This is a genomic window from Variovorax sp. P4_D9 (assembly GCF_056401695.1).
On sequence record NZ_JBFUIU010000024.1, the window covers coordinates 1 to 15202 of the forward strand.

Here is a 15202-nt window from a genome sequence, read left to right on the forward strand (position 1 = left end):
GTGGCCAGGATTCCGGGAACGTCGCGGCGTCCGAATGCGGCGTAGGCCTGCTGGACGACTTCGATCGGGGTGCTCATGTCGGGTCCTCCATGTTGAACAGGGGACCTCAAAGTTTAGTCACGCGAGCGTTCAATTCAACCCGATTCGCGATGCGCGCCTGATCTGCCTGCCGCAAGCCTTGGTCACTGCCTCACCGCATTGACCACGATGAGCCGCGCCGTCGCCCGAGTGGCGCCGCCGGTTCAATGCCTTTGAGCATTCCATCAGCGCCCTGCTGCGGCACAGCACCGCCATGTCGCCCCAGGCATGGCCTTCGCTGTGGGCGCTGGCCATCAGGTCGGCTGCGGCGCGGCAAGCCCTTTGGAGAGCTTCGAGGATTGCGCGAGCGCGCGAGCAGGCGTAGCCATTATTTGGCCTTCCTAGTGAATGCAGACTTGCCTCACCCGCCGCATCCGAAATCAATCGGAGGCGGCGGCTCGAACGGGTTGGAAGACCGGGGAAGTTCTCACGAAAAAACCGGCAGGACTTGCGCCCTCCCGCCCGAGCCGCCAAAAACTGGGACACGAGCGGCGAGAAGCCGCAGGCCAAAGGCAACTGCGGCTTCCGCCGAGAAAACTTCATTTGCGGGCTTCCAAGCTCGATCGCGCCCTTTTCGACACGACTCGCTCAGTATGCCAGCGCTATTGCAGCAGGCGGACGCTATCGAGGGCTGCTCGATCCGATCCGTCGCCCGAATTGTCAGCGCCGCCTCAAGCCAACTTGAAAGGCAACTCCCGCACCGGCTTACCGGTAATCGCCCCCACAGCATTCGCAAACGCCGGCGCCAGCGGCGGCAACCCCGGCTCGCCCATGCCGGTAGGCGCATCCGCACTAGGCACCGTGTACACCGCAATCTGCGGCATATCCGTAATCCGCGGCACGACGAAGTCCCCAAAATTGCTCTGCTGCACCACCCCATCCTTCAGCGTGATCGCAGCACCCGGCAGGCACATCGACAGCCCCATCACCGCGGCACCCTGCACCTGCGCTTCCAGGCTTTGCGGGTTGACCACCAGGTTGCAGTGCACGCCCGCCGTCACGTTGTGCAGCGTCGGCGTGCCGTCCTTCACCGAGGCTTCGACGACATAGGCCACCACCGAGTCGAAGGACTCGTGCACCGCCACGCCCCAGGCCCGCCCCGCTTCGAGCTTCTTCTTGCCGTAGCCGGACTTGTCCACCGCCAGTTGCAGCGCCGCCTTGTGCCGCGGGTGCCCGTCGCCGATGAGCTTCATGCGGTAGGCGACCGGGTCCTGCTTGGTGGTGCGGGCGATCTCGTCGAGCAGCGTTTCCATGACGAACGCGGTGTGGGTCGAGCCCACGCTGCGCCACCAGAGCACCGGCACGTTGAGCTTGGGGTGATGCACCGTGAGCCGCATCGGGATCTCGTACGGCTCCTTCATGCCCTCGACGGCGGTGGCGTCGATGCCGTCCTTGACCATCATCGGCTCGAACATGCTACCCATCAGCAGCGACTGGCCGACGATGACGTGGTCCCAGCCCGTGACCTTGCCCTGCGCGTCGAAGCCGATCTTCGCGGTGTGAAGGTGCATCGGGCGGTAGTAGCCGCCCTTGATATCGTCCTCGCGGCTCCACAGCGTGCGGATCGGCGCGTTGATGCCCGCCGCCTGCGCGGCCTTGACGACGCCGCAGGCCTCGGCCACGAAGTCGCTGGTCAGCAAGCCGCGACGGCCGAAGCCGCCGCCCGCCATCTGTACGTTGACCTTGACGTTCTCCGGCGGCACGCCCAGCACCTTCGCGGCCGCCATGCCGTCGATGCCCGGCATCTGCGTGCCGGTCCACACCTCGGCCTTGCCGCCGGCCAGGCTGACGGTGCAGTTGAGCGGCTCCATCGGCGCGTGCGCGAGGTAAGGGAAGACGAACTCGGCGTTGATCTTGTGCGGCGCGCGCGCGATCTTCGACACATCGGCGTCGTACTTTCGCGCGCCCGGCTTGGTCGCGAGTTCGCGGTACTGCGCGAGCTGCTTCTCGCTGTCGACCTTCTCGACGCCGCTGGTGTCCCATTCAATCTTGAGCGCATCGCGGCCCTGCTTGGCGGCCCAGTAGCCATCGGCGACCACGGCCACGCCTTCGGCGCCACGGTCGAGCGACACGCGCAGCACGGCCTTGACGCCCTTGACCGCCTTCGCGGCGCTGTCGTCCACCGACTTCAGTTTGGCGGCGAACACCGGCGGATGGGCCACGACGGCGGTCAGCATTCCGGGCAGGCGCATGTCGATGCCGTAGCTCTGGTGGCCGCTGGACTTGGCCTGCGCGTCGAGCCGGCCGGTGGGCTTGCCGATCAGGCGGAAGTCCTTCGGGTCCTTGAGCTTGACCGTCTCGGGCACCGGCAGCTTCATCGCCGCTTCGGCCAGCTCGCCGTAGCCGAGTTGCTTGCCGCCGGGGCCGATGACGACGCCATTGCGCGTCTGCAGCGTCGCGGGGTCAACCTTCCATTGCGCCGCCGCCGCGCCGACCAGCATCGCGCGCGTGCGTGCGCCAAGCTCGCGGTATTGCGTGTACGAGTTCTTGACCGAGCCCGAGCCGCCCGTGATGTGCATGCCGAACACCGGATCGACATACGCCGGGTCGTTGCTGCCGTGAACGCTCTTGACCTTCGACCAGTCGGCGTCGAGTTCTTCCGCCAGGATCATGGGCAGCGCGGTCTGCACGCCTTGCCCGAAATCGAGCCGGTTGATGGTGATGGTGGTGGTGCCGTCGCGATCGATGCGCACGAAGGCAGACGGTTGCTGCAGCAGCGTCAAGCCTGCCGGCTTGCCTGCCGCCGCTGCGCTCTTGTCCTGCGCCGGCGCGGCCATCGGGAAGACGCCGAGCGCGAAGCCGCTCACCGCCGTGAGCTTCAGGAAGCTGCGGCGCGGGAGGCCTTGGGGTTCGGTGGTGCTGCCTTCGTCGCGCGTCATCAGCGCGCGAAGGTTGGCGGGCAGCTCGAAGGTGGTCGGGTCGAAATTCATGGTGGTCTCCCTTTTCTTCAAGCCAGCGCCTTGGCGGCGTCGGCGACCGCGGCGCGGACGCGCGCGTAGGTGCCGCAGCGGCAGATGTTGCCGGCCATGGCCGAATCGATGTCGGCATCGCTGGGCAGCTTGCCGGGCGGGACCGATTTGAGGAAAGCGGTGGCCGACATGATCTGGCCGCTCTGGCAGTAGCCGCACTGCGCCACGTCATGCTTGACCCAGGCGTCGTGAACGGCCTTGCCGACCTTGTCGCCGCCGTCGGTCACCGCCTCGATGGTGGTGATCTTCTGGCCCGCCGCGGCCGAGATCGGCGTCACGCACGAGCGGATCGCCTGGCCGTTGAGATGCACCGTGCAGGCGCCGCACAGCGCCGCGCCGCAGCCGAACTTGGTGCCGGTCATGCCGAGCGTGTCGCGCAGCGCCCAGAGGATGGGGGTGGACGGATCGGCGTCGACCTGCCGATCCTTGCCGTTGATGTGGAGGGTGGTGGTCATGGCGGGGCTCTCTCTTGGATGAATATTGGTTCGGCTAAAAGATAATCCTGTGCGCACGCCGAGTCAAGCGACTCAAGCCTTGATGCCATCCCAGCAAAGCCCGAAGGCCATCGCCAGGTTGGCGTCGGTGCGGGTCAGCGCGCCGGAGCGGAGCAGGTTGGCGGTCTCGCGCACCGAGCCGCCGAAGCTGTTGATCAGCAGCACGGTGGGCACGTCCTTCAGGATCTGCTGCGCCTTGGCGGACTCGATCAGGTCGATCCAGCCCTTGATGAGCCGGGCCGAGAGATTGCGGCTCTCTTCGCTGAACCAGGGCGAGTTGTAGTACTGCTCGATGAACACGACCTGGGCATAGTGCGTCAGGCGGTGCTCGAGCCAGTTCATCCACATGTGCTGGAAGCGGCTGCGAAACGGCGCCTTGGGGTCGTCGCCCTGCATGAGGCTGGCGGTGGTCGACGTCTTGGCCTGCTCGTAGAGCGCGACCATCAACTCTTCCTTCGACTTGAAGTAGACGTACAGCGTGCCCGTGGCCAGGCCCGCCTCGCGCGCGATGGCCGCCATTGTCAGGCCGCTCAGGCCGGTCTGCTCGACCAGCGTGAAGGTGGCCTCGGCAATGGCGCGGAGCTTTTCGTCGTCCTTGGGTTTCACCGGGCGATCTTAGCGGTTTCCGGCCTTTTGGTGAACAATTATTCGCTAATATTGCCAAGGGAAGCGCAGGCGCCGAGGCCGCGGCCCGCTACAGTCGGCCCAGGAGCAGCCCTCTGCAGGCACCTCGGACTCGAGTTGGCGCGCCGGCAGCGCTCAAGCTTGAAAGACGCATATGACGGAAAAATTGCTTGCTGTTCGCGCTGACATCACCAAGCTGTCCGTGGACGCCATCGTCAACGCTGCTAACTCCTCCCTCCTTGGCGGCGGCGGTGTGGACGGTGCAATACATCGCGCGGCAGGTCCTGAGCTGGCGCACGAGTGTCGGCTTCTGGGGGGCTGCAAGACCGGCGAGGCCAAGTTGACCAAAGGCTATCTGTTGCCTGCCAAGTTCATCATCCACACCGTTGGCCCCGTATGGCGTGGCGGCGCCAGCGGCGAAGCCGAACTGTTGGCATCCTGCTATCGGAATTCGCTGCACCTTGGCAGCGAACACGGCGCGCGGACAGTCGCCTTCCCGAGCATCAGCACGGGCATCTACGGCTATCCAATCGAACTCGCGGCCCAGATTGCCGTGGCCACGGTTCGCGCCACCATGGAGCAACTCACGGCCTTGCAAGAGGTCACGTTCTGCTGCTTCTCGGAGGGCGACTTGGCTGTCTATCAGTCGGCGCTCTCAGGAGCGTAGCTGCAAGCTGGGCTACGGCTGCGATCACCCCAACCCGCATTGCCGGAGGCTCGCGGACTCCTGATCGGATGGCGACACCTGGTGACGATTGTCGGCGGACGGCTGCGGACGCCTCAACCCGGAATATTCGGCTCGACCAACTGGGCCAGCGCGACAAGCGACTCCTGCCAGCCCAGGTAGCACATTTCGGTGGGAATCACATCGGGGATGCCTTCCTGCACGACGGACATCTCGGTGCCGCAGGACACGGCGGTCAGCGTCACGGTGGTCTTCATGGTGCCCGGCAGGTTGGGGTCGTCGAAGCTCGCATCGTAGGCAATGCGCTGGCCGGGGACGAGTTCGAGGTACTTGCCTCCGAACGAGTGGCTGTGGCCGGTACCGAAGTTGGTGAAAGACATGCGCCAGGCGCCCCCGACCACGGGCTCCATGCTGTGGACTTTGCCCGTAAACCCGAACGGTGGCAGCCAGCGCTCGAAGGCGCTGGGTTCGACGAAGGCGCGGTAGAGCCGGTCCGGTGGGGTGCGCAGCACGCGATGCAGACGGACGGTGTTGGTAGCCATGGTTGCGTTCTCCTGAAGTGCAGAGGATGACCCTCGCTTGATACGTCGGATGAGCCTGCTGAAAATCGACATGACGAAGGCCCAGGGAAAACCCGGGGAAGTTTGGACTTGTGCTTCGGCCCGCCGTTAGAGGTCGTCAATGTCCACCTCGACAGCGCGCAACTTCTCGGCCAGGCGGCTGGCGGCCTTGCGGTACAGATCCTGGTCGGCGAGCTCCTCCATCATGGCATCGAAGAGGTGAGGCTCGACCACGTAGAACGCGGCGCGATTGTGGTTGAGCACCGCAACAGGACGGTTGTTCGCCTCTCTGAGCACTGCGGCAGGGTTCATCTTGAACACGGACATGCTCACGGCGATATCGGCGAGGATGACTTCCATGAATAGCTCCGTATTTGGAGCCATTCTCCCGGAACACGCCCATCGTTCGGTTTTCCCGAAAGCAAGCATCGAGATTCGACGGCTACCGCAAACGGTTTGCGAGCCCCAAACTGACTGCATCGCCTCAATCAATCCAGAAAGCAAAAGGAACCCACGATGAACCGTCTCGAATCAAAAGTCGCCCTCATCACCGGCGCAAGCGCCGGCATCGGCCATGCGACCGCCAAACTCTTTGCGGCCGAAGGCGCCAGGCTGGTCGTCGGTGCGCGCCGGGCGGCCGAGCTGGACCAGCTCGTCGCCGAGATCCGTGCCGCCGGTGGCAATGCCGTCGCGCTCGCCGGCGATGTGCGCTCCGAAGACTATGCGCGCGCCCTCGTTGCGCTGGCCGTCTCGACTTACGGCCGCCTCGACATCGCCTTCAACAACGCAGGCACCTTGGGTGAAGGCGGCCCCAGCACGGGCATCACCGAAGCCGGCTGGACCGACACCCTGGCGATCAACCTGACCGGCGCCTTCCTCGGCGCCAAGCACCAGATCGCGCAGATGCTCGAGAACGGCGGCGGATCGGTCATCTTTACCTCCACCTTCGTCGGCCACACCTTCGCGTTTCCGGGCGTTGCCGCTTATGCGGCGAGCAAGTCCGGCCTGATCGGCCTGACCCAGGCGCTGGCCGCCGAATACGGCCCGCAAGGGGTGCGCGTCAATGCGATCCTGCCGGGCGCCGTCGACACCGACATGTACCGCAGCATGAACGACACCAAGGAGTCGCAGGCCTTCGTTACGAACCTCCACGCGCTCAAGCGCGTCGCGCGGCCGGAGGAGCTGGCTCGCTCCGTACTCTACCTGGCGTCGGACGATTCGTCTTTCGTCACCGGTACCGCATCGCTGGTCGATGGCGGTGCATCGATCACCCGCACTTGATCGGAAGGCCGCCATGAAACTCTCCAGCATCCTCGGTGCTCTCGCGCTCACCGTTGCGGCTTTTTCGATTCCGGCGCACGCGCAAGTCAAACCCTATCCGGCTGGCTTCCGCACGCAGACCATCGACGCCGCGGAAGGCGCCAAGCTGCACGTGCGCATCGGCGGCACCGGGCCTGCCATCTTGCTGCTGCACGGATTCGGAGACACCGGCGACATGTGGTCCCCAATGGCCACCGCCCTGGCGCGCGATCACACAGTGGTGGTGCCCGACCTTCGCGGCATGGGCCTGTCGTCCAGGCCGCAAGGCGGCTACGACAAGCGCACGCAAGCGGCCGACATGCGGGCAGTGCTCGACAAGCTGGGCATCGACCAGGCGGATGTGGTCGGCCACGACATCGGCACGATGGTGGCCTACGCCTACGCCGCGCGCTATCCGGACAAGACCACGCGCCTGGTCGTGATGGATGCGCCCGTGCCCGGCATCGCGCCGTGGGACGAGATCGTTCGCTCGCCCCAGTTGTGGCACTTTGACTTCGGCGGCGCCGACATGCTGCGGCTGGTGAAGGGCCGCGAGCGCATCTACCTCGACCGCTTCTGGAACGAGTTCGCCGGCGACCCGCGCAAGGTCGACGAAGGCACGCGCGTGCACTACGCCAAGCTCTATGCGCGCCCCGGGGCGATGCAGTCGGCCTTTGCCCAGTTCCTCTCGATCCGGCAGGACGCGAAGGACAACGCTGAGTCCGGAAAGACCAAGCTGGCGATGCCGGTGCTCGCCATCGGCGGCGAGAAATCCTTCGGCGCGATGGAGGCGGTGGTGATGCGCAACGCCGCCACCAACGTGACCGAGCTGGTCGTGCCCGGCTCGGGCCACTGGCTGATGGAAGAGGCGCCTGACAAGACCATCGGCGCCGTGCAGGCCTTCCTCGCGCACTGAATCCGCGTGCCGTCCTCGACGTCCGGCAAACAAGAAAGACTAAAGTGCTTGCCGTGCGTGACAACGAGGACTCTGGGCATGGTGAAGCTGGATGGCATGGCCACCTTTGTGGCGGTCGCGGAGTCGGGCTCCATCAGCGAAGCATCGCGGCGACTGAATCTCTCCAAGTCGGTCGTGAGCGAGCGCCTCGCCGACCTTGAGAAAGAGCTTGGCGTTCGGCTTCTGCACCGCTCGACGCGCAAGCTCACGCTGACCGAAGACGGCAGCACCTTCCTGGCGCGCGCTTCGGCCATCATGCGCGAGGTCGAGGAGGCCGCCGCCGAACTGGCGCAGCGCCGCGGCACGCTGGTCGGGTCCCTGCGGATTTCCGCGCCGGTCACCTTCGGCCGCATGCACCTGGGGCCGGCGCTATATCCGTTCATCGCGGCCCATCCCGGCGTCGAGCTGACGCTCGAACTCGACGATAGACGCGTCGATGCCGCATCGGACGGCTACGACGGCGTGGTCCGGCACGGGCCGCTTGTCGATTCGCGCCTGGTGGCGTGGACGCTGGCCCGCAGCCGCCGGGCGCTGGTCGCCTCGCCGGACTACGTGGAGCGGCAGGGCCTGCCCGCCAGCGCCGAGGACTTGCAGCGCCACCGTGGCGTGTTCTATACGAACCGCGGCGTGGCCGACTGGCAGTTTCGGCGCGATGGCGAGCTGGTTTCGGTGCGCGCGTCGCGCGCGCTGCGCGTGAACAACGGCGACATGATGCGCGACGCCTGCGAGGCGGGCCTGGGCATCGCGCTGCTGCCCACGTTCATCGTCGGAGAGTCGCTGCGTGCCGGCAGGCTGATCGCCATCGACATCGGCCTCCCTTCGGAGGAAGAGTTCTTGTATGTGGCGCATCCGGAAGGCCGGTCGCCCTCGGCGAAGCTGCGGGCCATGACCGATGCACTCAAGACCGCATTTGGCGACCCGCCTTACTGGGATTCGCCAAGCCGATGACGCGCGGTAGGGCGGCGCCTAATGCATCTGCCGCACTATATCCAGCGCCTCCTCGATGCGCTCCACCACGTGGATCGTCAGCCCCTCAATCTCCTTCGTGCCCTTGCGCGGCGCATTGGCCTTGGGCACTACCGCCACGCTGAAGCCCAGCTTGGCGGCCTCGCGCAGGCGCTCCTGCCCACGCGGCGCCGGCCGCACCTCGCCGGCCAGGCCCACTTCGCCGAACGCGATGAACCCCTTGGGCAACGGCTTGCCGCGCAGGCTCGACGTGATCGCCAGCATCACCGCGAGGTCGGCCGCGGGCTCGCTGATGCGCACGCCGCCCACCGCGTTGACGAACACGTCCTGGTCCATGCAGGCCACGCCCGCATGCCGGTGCAGCACCGCCAGCAGCATCGCCAGGCGGTCGCGGTCCAGGCCGACTGACAGCCGCCGCGGGCTGGGCCCGCCGTTGTCGACCAGCGCCTGGATTTCGACCAGCATCGGCCGCGTGCCTTCGAGCGTGACCAGCACCACGCTGCCGGGCACCGGCTCGGCGTGCTGGCTCAGGAAGATCGCGCTCGGGTTGGTCACGCCCTTCAGGCCGCGCTCGGTCATCGCGAAGACGCCGATCTCGTTGACCGCGCCGAAGCGGTTCTTGATGGCCCGCACCAGACGGAAGCTCGAATGGGTGTCGCCCTCGAAGTACAGCACCGTGTCGACCATGTGCTCGAGCACGCGCGGGCCGGCCAGCGCGCCCTCCTTCGTGACGTGGCCGACCAGCACGATCGCGGTGCCGCTGGCCTTGGCGAAGCGCGTCAGGTGCGCGGCGCACTCGCGCACCTGCGCCACCGAGCCCGGGGCCGAGGTGAGCTGGTCGGAGTACACGGTCTGGATCGAGTCGATGACCGCGATCCCCGGGCGGTGCACGTCCAGTGTGGCGATGATCTTCTCCAGCTGGATCTCGGCCAGCACCTGCACCTGCGAATGGTCGAGGCCGAGCCGGCGCGAGCGCAAGGCCACCTGGGCACCGCTCTCCTCGCCCGTGACGTAGAGCGCGTTGCGGCCAGCGCGCTGCAGCGCATCGACCGCCTGCAGCAGCAGGGTCGACTTGCCGATGCCTGGGTCGCCGCCGATCAAGGTCACGCCGCCATCGACGATGCCGCCGCCCAGCACGCGGTCGAGCTCGTCGATGCCGGTCGGCGTGCGCGCGATGTCGGTGGCTTCGATTTCCGAAAGGGTCGCGAGCTCGGCCGAGCCAGCCAGCGATGAGAACTGGGTGCCGAAGCGGTTGTTGGCCGGGGCGCCAGGGGCGGGACCGACTTGTTCGATCAATGTGTTCCAGGCGCCGCAGCTCGGGCATTTGCCGAGCCACTTGGGGCTGGTGCCGCCGCATTCGCTGCAGACGAAAAGTGATTTTTCCTTGGCCATAGGGGGTGAGTGTAGGGAGGCGGTGGGCGCGCCCTCCGCCAGCCCTCGGATCAGGGCACGCCCGGCAGCTGCCAGGTAGGTACAAACCCCGGCAAGACGCCGACGCCCGTGGCGCCTATCGTTCGCCCACGCCGAATTGCCAAGGGCAAGAGGATGGCCGCTGTGTCACAGCGACCGAACGCGGCTGGGTCAGCGCTGCCGCGTTGGGTTGATTTCCGCTRACGCCCATCGATCGAGGAGCATCGTCATGAACGGTTTCATGCTGGTCAGGCACAAGGTCAAGGACTTCACCGCCTGGAAGTCGGGCTACGACGCCCATGCGCCCAAGCGCAACGAGGCCGGACTCACCGAGAAATACCTGCTGCGCAGCGTCGAAGACGCCAACGAGGTCGTGATGCTGTTCGAGGCTCAGGACGTCGCCCGGGCCAAGGCGTTCGCCGAATCCGCAGATCTGCGCGAGACGATGCAGAAGGTCGGGGTGATCGACAAGCCGGACATCTACTTCCTCAATCGCTGAGCCGAACGCCCAGAGCCACAAAGGACCTCGACATGACCAGCACCCTCACGCTCGTGATCTACATGGCCATCCTGACCTGGCTCACAGTGCTTCTCGCGAGCCTCATCCGGGTCAAGGGGTGGACGCCGTCCGGCACCATGATCGCGCTGGGCAACCGCGACAATCTGCCCGAGGCCTCGCCGCTCGCAGGACGCGCCGAGCGCGCCGCCCGCAACACGCTCGAGAACTTCGTGCTGTTTGCCGCGATCGCGCTGGTGGCGCACGCAGCGGGCGCCACCAGCCCCAAGATCGCCACCGGCGCGCAGATCTTCATCTGGGCTCGTTTGCTGTACATCCCGGTGTATGTCGCCGGCATCATCTATCTGCGCACGGCCATCTGGGTGGTGAGCATCGTGGGGCTGGGGATGATGGTCGCTGGCATCTTGTAGCGCGGCCTCACCTCCCCTGGCGTCGCCCGCCGCGGTCTCCGTGCCGCGGAATCCAGTACGCCAGGGTTCCCGCTGCAGCCAGGGCGATCAGGCCGGTCACGGCGATACCCGAGGCCAGCGACAGGCTGGCCGCCAGGAACGACAGCAGTGCCGGGCCGCAGGAGGAACCGATGTCGGACATCAGGCGCCATACGCCAAGGAAGTGCGCGCGTCCGTGGCGCGGCGAATGGTCGGCGCCGATGGTCATGATGAGTCCCGAGCCGATGCCGTTGCCGAAGCCGATGGCCAGTGCCGCAAGCAACAGCCCGAGGGTGCCGGAGCTCAGGGGCATCAGCAGCATCGCCATCCCGATGATCAGCATCGATGGCACCGCGACCCAGACCCTGCCCTTGCGGTCCATCACCTTGCCGGCCGGGTAGAAGACCAGCATGTCGATACCGCCGGCCAGCCCGTAGATCAGGGAAGCCACCGAGGGCGCCAGCGCGAGGTGGTCGGCCCATAGCGGGATCACGGCCTGCCGCGAGGCTCGCACTGCGCTGATCAGCACCACGCCTACGCCCAGTGTCAGGAACACATGCCGGTGATCTCGCAGCGTCGAGACGATGGTCGGCGAGGCAGGCGCCCCCTGCCCGGGCGGCAGCGGCGGTGCCTCCAGGTCGGGAATGCGCGCCCCCACCACCGCCGCACACGCCACCGCGACGATGCCGACCCCATAGGCCGCCGACAGGCCGAACGCATGGACCGCGGCCGCCGCGAGAAAGGGCCCGGCGAACATGCCGATGCGCATCACGCCGCCCAGGGTCGAGAGCGCCCGCGCACGGTATTCGATCGGCACCGCCTCGGTCATGTAGCTCTGGCGCGCCAGGTTATAGACCGCCTGCGACATGCCCACCATGAAGCAGCCCGCCGCGAACAGGCCGAGCTGCGAGGTCCAGACGCAGAGGGCCATGCCGAGGCCGCTCCACACACCCGCCGCGACCATGGCCCAACGCTCGCCCCAGCGCATCGTGATCAGCGAGGCCGGAATGTTGTTGAGCAACGAGCCGATGCCGATCAGCGCCACCATCAGCGCCGCCATCGAGACGGAGGCACCCAGGCCACGCGCCGTCAGCGGCACGATGGGCAGGATGGCGCCCTCGCCGAGCCCGAACAGCAGCGAGGGGCCAAAGGCCGGCACGGCGATGCGCCGCAGAGAAAACGAAGAGGAAGACGAGGAGGTCGAAGCGGCGGGCGGGGATGACATGCGCTGGAGGGTTCGGGTTTGTTGCCCCGGGCCGCCCGGCGGTCGAAGGCGCGCAATTGTCTCGCCGATGCCGAATGTCTGCAGGACCGCGGCCGGGGCAGGACACGGCCTTTCGGCCACGTTGACTTCTCGGCCCACGGCGCCCTAGCATCCGCCACGCACCGTCCATCGATGCGCACCGCCGCGCGCGCCCAAGGGGACTGCCGATGAACACCGCTTCTTCAACCTTCGTCGCCAGCGATGGCGATGCCTATGAAAAGCTCATGGGCCGCTGGAGCCGTCAGCTCGCCCTGCCCTTCCTGGACTTCGTCGACACCGCGGACGGCGACCGCGTGCTCGATGTCGGCTGCGGCACCGGCCACCTGGCCTTCGCGGTGACGCGCCGCAGCGGCGCCGGCGAAGTGCGTGGCGTGGACCTCGCCGAGCCCTACATCGAACATGCCCGGCGCCACAACCAGGATCCTCGCATCGTCTTCGAGGTGGCCGACGCCTGTGCGCTGCCCTTTCCCGACCGGAGCTTCGACCGCGTGCTCTCGCTGCTGGTGCTGCACTTCGTTCCCGACGCGGACAAGGCGGTTGCCGAGATGCGCCGGGTCGCGAAGCCCGGGAGCGTGGTCGGCGCAGCCGTGTGGGACGTGCGTGGCGGCTTCGTCTCCAACCGCATGTTCTTCGACACCGCCGCCGCGCTCGATCCGGCAGCGAGGGAGCGCCGCGCACGTAACTACACGCGGCCGATGACGCGGCCCGGCGAACTGGCCAAGGCGTGGCGCGCCGCCGGCTTCAAGGGGGTGGACGAGACGCAGCTCGCCATCCGGATGGAGTTCGCTTCGTTCGCGGACTACTGGGCGCCCTTCGAGGGCAAGGACGGCCCGGGTGCGGAATACATCGCCACGCTGGGCGAGGAGGAACACGCCAGGCTGCGTGAAGCCGTCGAGTCCGCCTATCTCGACGGCGAGTCGGACGGCCTGCGCTCCTATGCTGCGCTGGCATGGGCGGTCAAGGGCAAGGCGCCTGCGTAGCGCCGAGCCGGTTCAGCGGCTCAGCCTGCGTCGATCTCGTTGTTACGTCGCGCCGACGGTTCGCAAGGGTTTACCCCAGCCTCGCCTGCTTGACCCGACTATTTAATATATTAAATAATTCGAGCCGACATGGACATGCGCAGCACCGCCTTCTCCCACCGCAACCTGCCGCGCCTGCTGCTGCAGGCGCGCGAGGCCGTCATGGGCCACACGCGGCCGAGCCTGCGCGAGCATGCGCTGTCCGACCAGCAGTGGCGCGTGCTGCGCGTGCTCGGCGAGCACGGCGCGGTCGAGACCGGCCGCGTGGCGCGCGAAGCCTTCATCCTCGGCCCGAGCCTGACCGGCGTGCTGGCGCGCATGGAGCGCGACGGCCTCATCGCGCGCAGCCGCGACCCCGAAGACCAGCGCCGCACCGTGGTCGAGGCCACGGCGCGCGGGCGCAAGCTGGTGAAGCAGCTCTCGATCAGCATCGAGGCGCACTACGCGTGGATGGAAGAGGCGATGGGCAAGGAAAAGCTGGCCCAGCTCTACCAATTGCTCGACGAACTCATCGCACTGGAACAACCATGAGCTACACCCCAACCGGCACCGTCTACGGCGTGCTGCTGAACTTCCGCGCGGAGTTCGACGCGCTGGCGCCGCAGATGAACCAGCCGCCCTACAAGGCCCCGCCGAAGGCGCCGGTGCTGTACGTCAAGACCGCCAACACCTGGAGCCCGCACGGCAGCGCGATCACGGTGCCGGCGCAGGTCGATGCGGTCGAGGTCGGCGCCACGGTGGCGATGGTGATCGGTGTCGACAACGACGTCGAGGGCTTCGTGCTGATGAACGACCTGTCGATCCCGCACGCCAGCTTCTTCCGCCCGCCGGTCAAGTTCAAGTGCGTCGACGGCTTCCTGGGCATCGGCGCGGCGATGCGCGATGCGGAGGTGGCCGACCCGACGAAGTTCACGCTCGAAGTGCGCATCAACGGCGAGCTGAAGCAGTCGGTCGATTTCTCGCAGACGGTGCGCAGCGCAGCCCAACTGCTGGCCGATGTCGGCGAATTCATGACGCTCTCGCACGGCGAGGTGCTGATGCTCGGCTGCGACGCCGGCCGCCCGCTGGCGCGCCCCGGCGACCGCATCGAGATCAGTGCGCCGGGCTTCGAGACGCTGGTCAACACGCTGGAGAAGGAGCAAGCATGAAGCACGCGCGCATCCTGTTCGAAGGCGCGGTGCATGACGCCGTCGAGGCCGATGGCCAACTGCGCCTGGCCGACGGCCGCCCGCTGCAGGTCGATACGGTGTCGTGGCTGCCGCCGCTGAAGCCGGTGGCGCGACCGCGCACCATCCTCGCGCTGGGGCTCAACTACGCCGACCATGCGAAAGAGCTGGCATTCAAGGCGCCCGAGGAGCCGCTGGTGTTCGTCAAGGGCGAAAGCACGCTGACCGGCCACCGCCAGTTCACCTACCGGCCGGCCGACGTGCAGTTCATGCACTACGAATGCGAACTGGTGATCATGGTCGGCAAGACCGGGAAGAAGGTCAGGCGCGACGACGCCTACGACTTCATCGGCGGCTACACCGTGGCCAACGACTACGCGATCCGCGACTACCTCGAGAACTGGTACCGCCCCAACCTGCGCGTGAAGAACCGCGACACCTGCACGCCGATCGGCCCCTGGCTGGTCGACGCGAAAGACGTGGCCGACCCGATGGCGCTGGCGCTCAGCACCACCGTGAACGGCAAGCTCACGCAGTCGGGCAACACGAAAGACATGATCTTCGACGCGCCCTTCCTGATCGAGTACTTCAGCAGCTTCATGACCTTGTCGCCCGGCGACCTGATCCTGACCGGCACGCCCGACGGCGTGGTCGACTGCCGCCCCGGCGACGTCGTCGTGACCGAGATCGCGCAGATCGGCGCGCTGGTCAACACCATTGCCGCGGCCTGAATGAAGAAGCAAATGGAGACAAAGTTGAAGAAGCTGT

18 protein-coding genes are annotated in these 15202 nt (G+C 66.8%); 10 read left to right on the forward strand and 8 right to left on the reverse strand.

The genetic code is table 11. From position 1 onward, the window contains the following. Positions 1-129: 129 nt before the first annotated feature. The 4 genes from AC1DY5_RS04590 to AC1DY5_RS04605 form a co-directional block, all read right to left on the reverse strand. Entirely contained in the window at positions 130-621 is a 492-nt protein-coding gene (locus AC1DY5_RS04590; RefSeq protein WP_478109031.1) for a hypothetical protein, read from the reverse strand. Positions 622-749: 128 nt separating this feature from the next. Beyond that, positions 750-3008, reverse strand: a complete 2259-nt coding sequence (locus AC1DY5_RS04595) for a xanthine dehydrogenase family protein molybdopterin-binding subunit (protein WP_478109034.1) — start codon at positions 3006-3008, stop codon at positions 750-752. Between the two features lie 17 nt (positions 3009-3025). Next, positions 3026-3502 carry a (2Fe-2S)-binding protein gene (locus AC1DY5_RS04600; RefSeq protein ID WP_478109036.1) on the reverse strand — a complete coding sequence of 159 codons (477 nt, stop codon included), beginning with the start codon at positions 3500-3502 and terminating at the stop codon, positions 3026-3028. Positions 3503-3574: 72 nt separating this feature from the next. Then, positions 3575-4147, reverse strand: coding sequence for a TetR/AcrR family transcriptional regulator (locus tag AC1DY5_RS04605; protein WP_478109039.1), 573 nt, complete (start codon positions 4145-4147; stop codon positions 3575-3577). Positions 4148-4319: 172 nt separating this feature from the next. Here AC1DY5_RS04605 and AC1DY5_RS04610 point away from each other — a divergent pair, with 172 nt between their 5' ends. Further along, positions 4320-4832: an O-acetyl-ADP-ribose deacetylase gene (locus AC1DY5_RS04610; RefSeq protein WP_478109041.1), complete on the forward strand. Its 513-nt coding sequence runs from the start codon at positions 4320-4322 to the stop codon at positions 4830-4832. 113 nt (positions 4833-4945) lie between these two features. On the opposite strand, the gene AC1DY5_RS04615 is transcribed toward AC1DY5_RS04610, so the two are convergent. Beyond that, positions 4946-5392 carry an SRPBCC family protein gene (locus AC1DY5_RS04615; protein ID WP_478109044.1) on the reverse strand — a complete coding sequence of 149 codons (447 nt, stop codon included), beginning with the start codon at positions 5390-5392 and terminating at the stop codon, positions 4946-4948. A 126-nt stretch (positions 5393-5518) separates the two neighbouring features. Then, positions 5519-5770: a type II toxin-antitoxin system Phd/YefM family antitoxin gene (locus AC1DY5_RS04620; protein WP_478109047.1), complete on the reverse strand. Its 252-nt coding sequence runs from the start codon at positions 5768-5770 to the stop codon at positions 5519-5521. 156 nt (positions 5771-5926) lie between these two features. Here AC1DY5_RS04620 and AC1DY5_RS04625 point away from each other — a divergent pair, with 156 nt between their 5' ends. The 3 genes from AC1DY5_RS04625 (at position 5927) to AC1DY5_RS04635 (ending at position 8612) form a co-directional block, all read left to right on the forward strand. Further along, complete coding sequence (locus tag AC1DY5_RS04625; protein WP_478109048.1) at positions 5927-6691, forward strand: SDR family oxidoreductase; 765 nt, start codon at positions 5927-5929, stop codon at positions 6689-6691. A gap of 13 nt (positions 6692-6704) precedes the next feature. Then, complete coding sequence (locus tag AC1DY5_RS04630; RefSeq protein ID WP_478109052.1) at positions 6705-7625, forward strand: alpha/beta fold hydrolase; 921 nt, start codon at positions 6705-6707, stop codon at positions 7623-7625. A 78-nt stretch (positions 7626-7703) separates the two neighbouring features. After that, positions 7704-8612, forward strand: coding sequence for a LysR family transcriptional regulator (locus AC1DY5_RS04635; RefSeq protein ID WP_478109054.1), 909 nt, complete (start codon positions 7704-7706; stop codon positions 8610-8612). A gap of 18 nt (positions 8613-8630) precedes the next feature. On the opposite strand, the gene radA is transcribed toward AC1DY5_RS04635, so the two are convergent. Then, positions 8631-10022, reverse strand: a complete 1392-nt coding sequence (gene radA, locus AC1DY5_RS04640) for a DNA repair protein RadA (protein ID WP_478109057.1) — start codon at positions 10020-10022, stop codon at positions 8631-8633. A 247-nt stretch (positions 10023-10269) separates the two neighbouring features. Here radA and AC1DY5_RS04645 point away from each other — a divergent pair, with 247 nt between their 5' ends. Together AC1DY5_RS04645 and AC1DY5_RS04650 are read left to right on the forward strand one after the other, a co-directional pair. Beyond that, positions 10270-10539 carry a hypothetical protein gene (locus AC1DY5_RS04645; protein ID WP_478109061.1) on the forward strand — a complete coding sequence of 90 codons (270 nt, stop codon included), beginning with the start codon at positions 10270-10272 and terminating at the stop codon, positions 10537-10539. 32 nt (positions 10540-10571) lie between these two features. Then, on the forward strand, positions 10572-10967 hold the full coding sequence (locus tag AC1DY5_RS04650) for an MAPEG family protein (protein WP_478109065.1): 396 nt from the start codon (positions 10572-10574) through the stop codon (positions 10965-10967). A gap of 7 nt (positions 10968-10974) precedes the next feature. On the opposite strand, the gene AC1DY5_RS04655 is transcribed toward AC1DY5_RS04650, so the two are convergent. Continuing rightward, a complete protein-coding gene (locus AC1DY5_RS04655; protein ID WP_478109067.1) occupies positions 10975-12210 on the reverse strand; it encodes an MFS transporter in 1236 nt (411 codons plus the stop codon). A gap of 206 nt (positions 12211-12416) precedes the next feature. Between AC1DY5_RS04655 and AC1DY5_RS04660 the strand changes: the two genes are divergently transcribed. The 4 genes from AC1DY5_RS04660 (at position 12417) to AC1DY5_RS04675 (ending at position 15165) form a co-directional block, all read left to right on the forward strand. Then, positions 12417-13229, forward strand: a complete 813-nt coding sequence (locus AC1DY5_RS04660) for a class I SAM-dependent methyltransferase (RefSeq protein WP_478109070.1) — start codon at positions 12417-12419, stop codon at positions 13227-13229. A gap of 135 nt (positions 13230-13364) precedes the next feature. After that, a complete protein-coding gene (hpaR, locus tag AC1DY5_RS04665) occupies positions 13365-13799 on the forward strand; it encodes a homoprotocatechuate degradation operon regulator HpaR (RefSeq protein WP_478109110.1) in 435 nt (144 codons plus the stop codon). After that, entirely contained in the window at positions 13796-14416 is a 621-nt protein-coding gene (locus AC1DY5_RS04670) for a fumarylacetoacetate hydrolase family protein (protein WP_478109073.1), read from the forward strand. The genes hpaR and AC1DY5_RS04670 overlap by 4 nt, the downstream gene beginning before the upstream one ends. Further along, positions 14413-15165, forward strand: a complete 753-nt coding sequence (locus AC1DY5_RS04675) for a fumarylacetoacetate hydrolase family protein (protein WP_478109076.1) — start codon at positions 14413-14415, stop codon at positions 15163-15165. Before AC1DY5_RS04670 ends, AC1DY5_RS04675 begins: the two co-directional genes overlap by 4 nt. Positions 15166-15202: the final 37 nt, after the last annotated feature.

Excerpts from the sequence above, each read along its gene's own strand:
- AC1DY5_RS04590 (WP_478109031.1), bottom strand. The coding sequence starts at position 621 with ATGAAGTTTTCTCGGCGGAAGCCGCAGTTGCCTTTGGCCTGCGGCTTC.
- AC1DY5_RS04595 (WP_478109034.1), bottom strand. The coding sequence starts at position 3,008 with ATGAATTTCGACCCGACCACCTTCGAGCTGCCCGCCAACCTTCGCGCG.
- AC1DY5_RS04600 (WP_478109036.1), bottom strand. The coding sequence starts at position 3,502 with ATGACCACCACCCTCCACATCAACGGCAAGGATCGGCAGGTCGACGCC.
- AC1DY5_RS04610 (WP_478109041.1), top strand. The coding sequence starts at position 4,320 with ATGACGGAAAAATTGCTTGCTGTTCGCGCTGACATCACCAAGCTGTCC.
- AC1DY5_RS04615 (WP_478109044.1), bottom strand. The coding sequence starts at position 5,392 with ATGGCTACCAACACCGTCCGTCTGCATCGCGTGCTGCGCACCCCACCG.
- AC1DY5_RS04620 (WP_478109047.1), bottom strand. The coding sequence starts at position 5,770 with ATGGAAGTCATCCTCGCCGATATCGCCGTGAGCATGTCCGTGTTCAAG.
- AC1DY5_RS04625 (WP_478109048.1), top strand. The coding sequence starts at position 5,927 with ATGAACCGTCTCGAATCAAAAGTCGCCCTCATCACCGGCGCAAGCGCC.
- AC1DY5_RS04630 (WP_478109052.1), top strand. The coding sequence starts at position 6,705 with ATGAAACTCTCCAGCATCCTCGGTGCTCTCGCGCTCACCGTTGCGGCT.
- AC1DY5_RS04635 (WP_478109054.1), top strand. The coding sequence starts at position 7,704 with ATGGTGAAGCTGGATGGCATGGCCACCTTTGTGGCGGTCGCGGAGTCG.
- radA (WP_478109057.1), bottom strand. The coding sequence starts at position 10,022 with ATGGCCAAGGAAAAATCACTTTTCGTCTGCAGCGAATGCGGCGGCACC.
- AC1DY5_RS04645 (WP_478109061.1), top strand. The coding sequence starts at position 10,270 with ATGAACGGTTTCATGCTGGTCAGGCACAAGGTCAAGGACTTCACCGCC.
- AC1DY5_RS04650 (WP_478109065.1), top strand. The coding sequence starts at position 10,572 with ATGACCAGCACCCTCACGCTCGTGATCTACATGGCCATCCTGACCTGG.
- AC1DY5_RS04655 (WP_478109067.1), bottom strand. The coding sequence starts at position 12,210 with ATGTCATCCCCGCCCGCCGCTTCGACCTCCTCGTCTTCCTCTTCGTTT.
- AC1DY5_RS04660 (WP_478109070.1), top strand. The coding sequence starts at position 12,417 with ATGAACACCGCTTCTTCAACCTTCGTCGCCAGCGATGGCGATGCCTAT.
- hpaR (WP_478109110.1), top strand. The coding sequence starts at position 13,365 with ATGCGCAGCACCGCCTTCTCCCACCGCAACCTGCCGCGCCTGCTGCTG.
- AC1DY5_RS04670 (WP_478109073.1), top strand. The coding sequence starts at position 13,796 with ATGAGCTACACCCCAACCGGCACCGTCTACGGCGTGCTGCTGAACTTC.
- AC1DY5_RS04675 (WP_478109076.1), top strand. The coding sequence starts at position 14,413 with ATGAAGCACGCGCGCATCCTGTTCGAAGGCGCGGTGCATGACGCCGTC.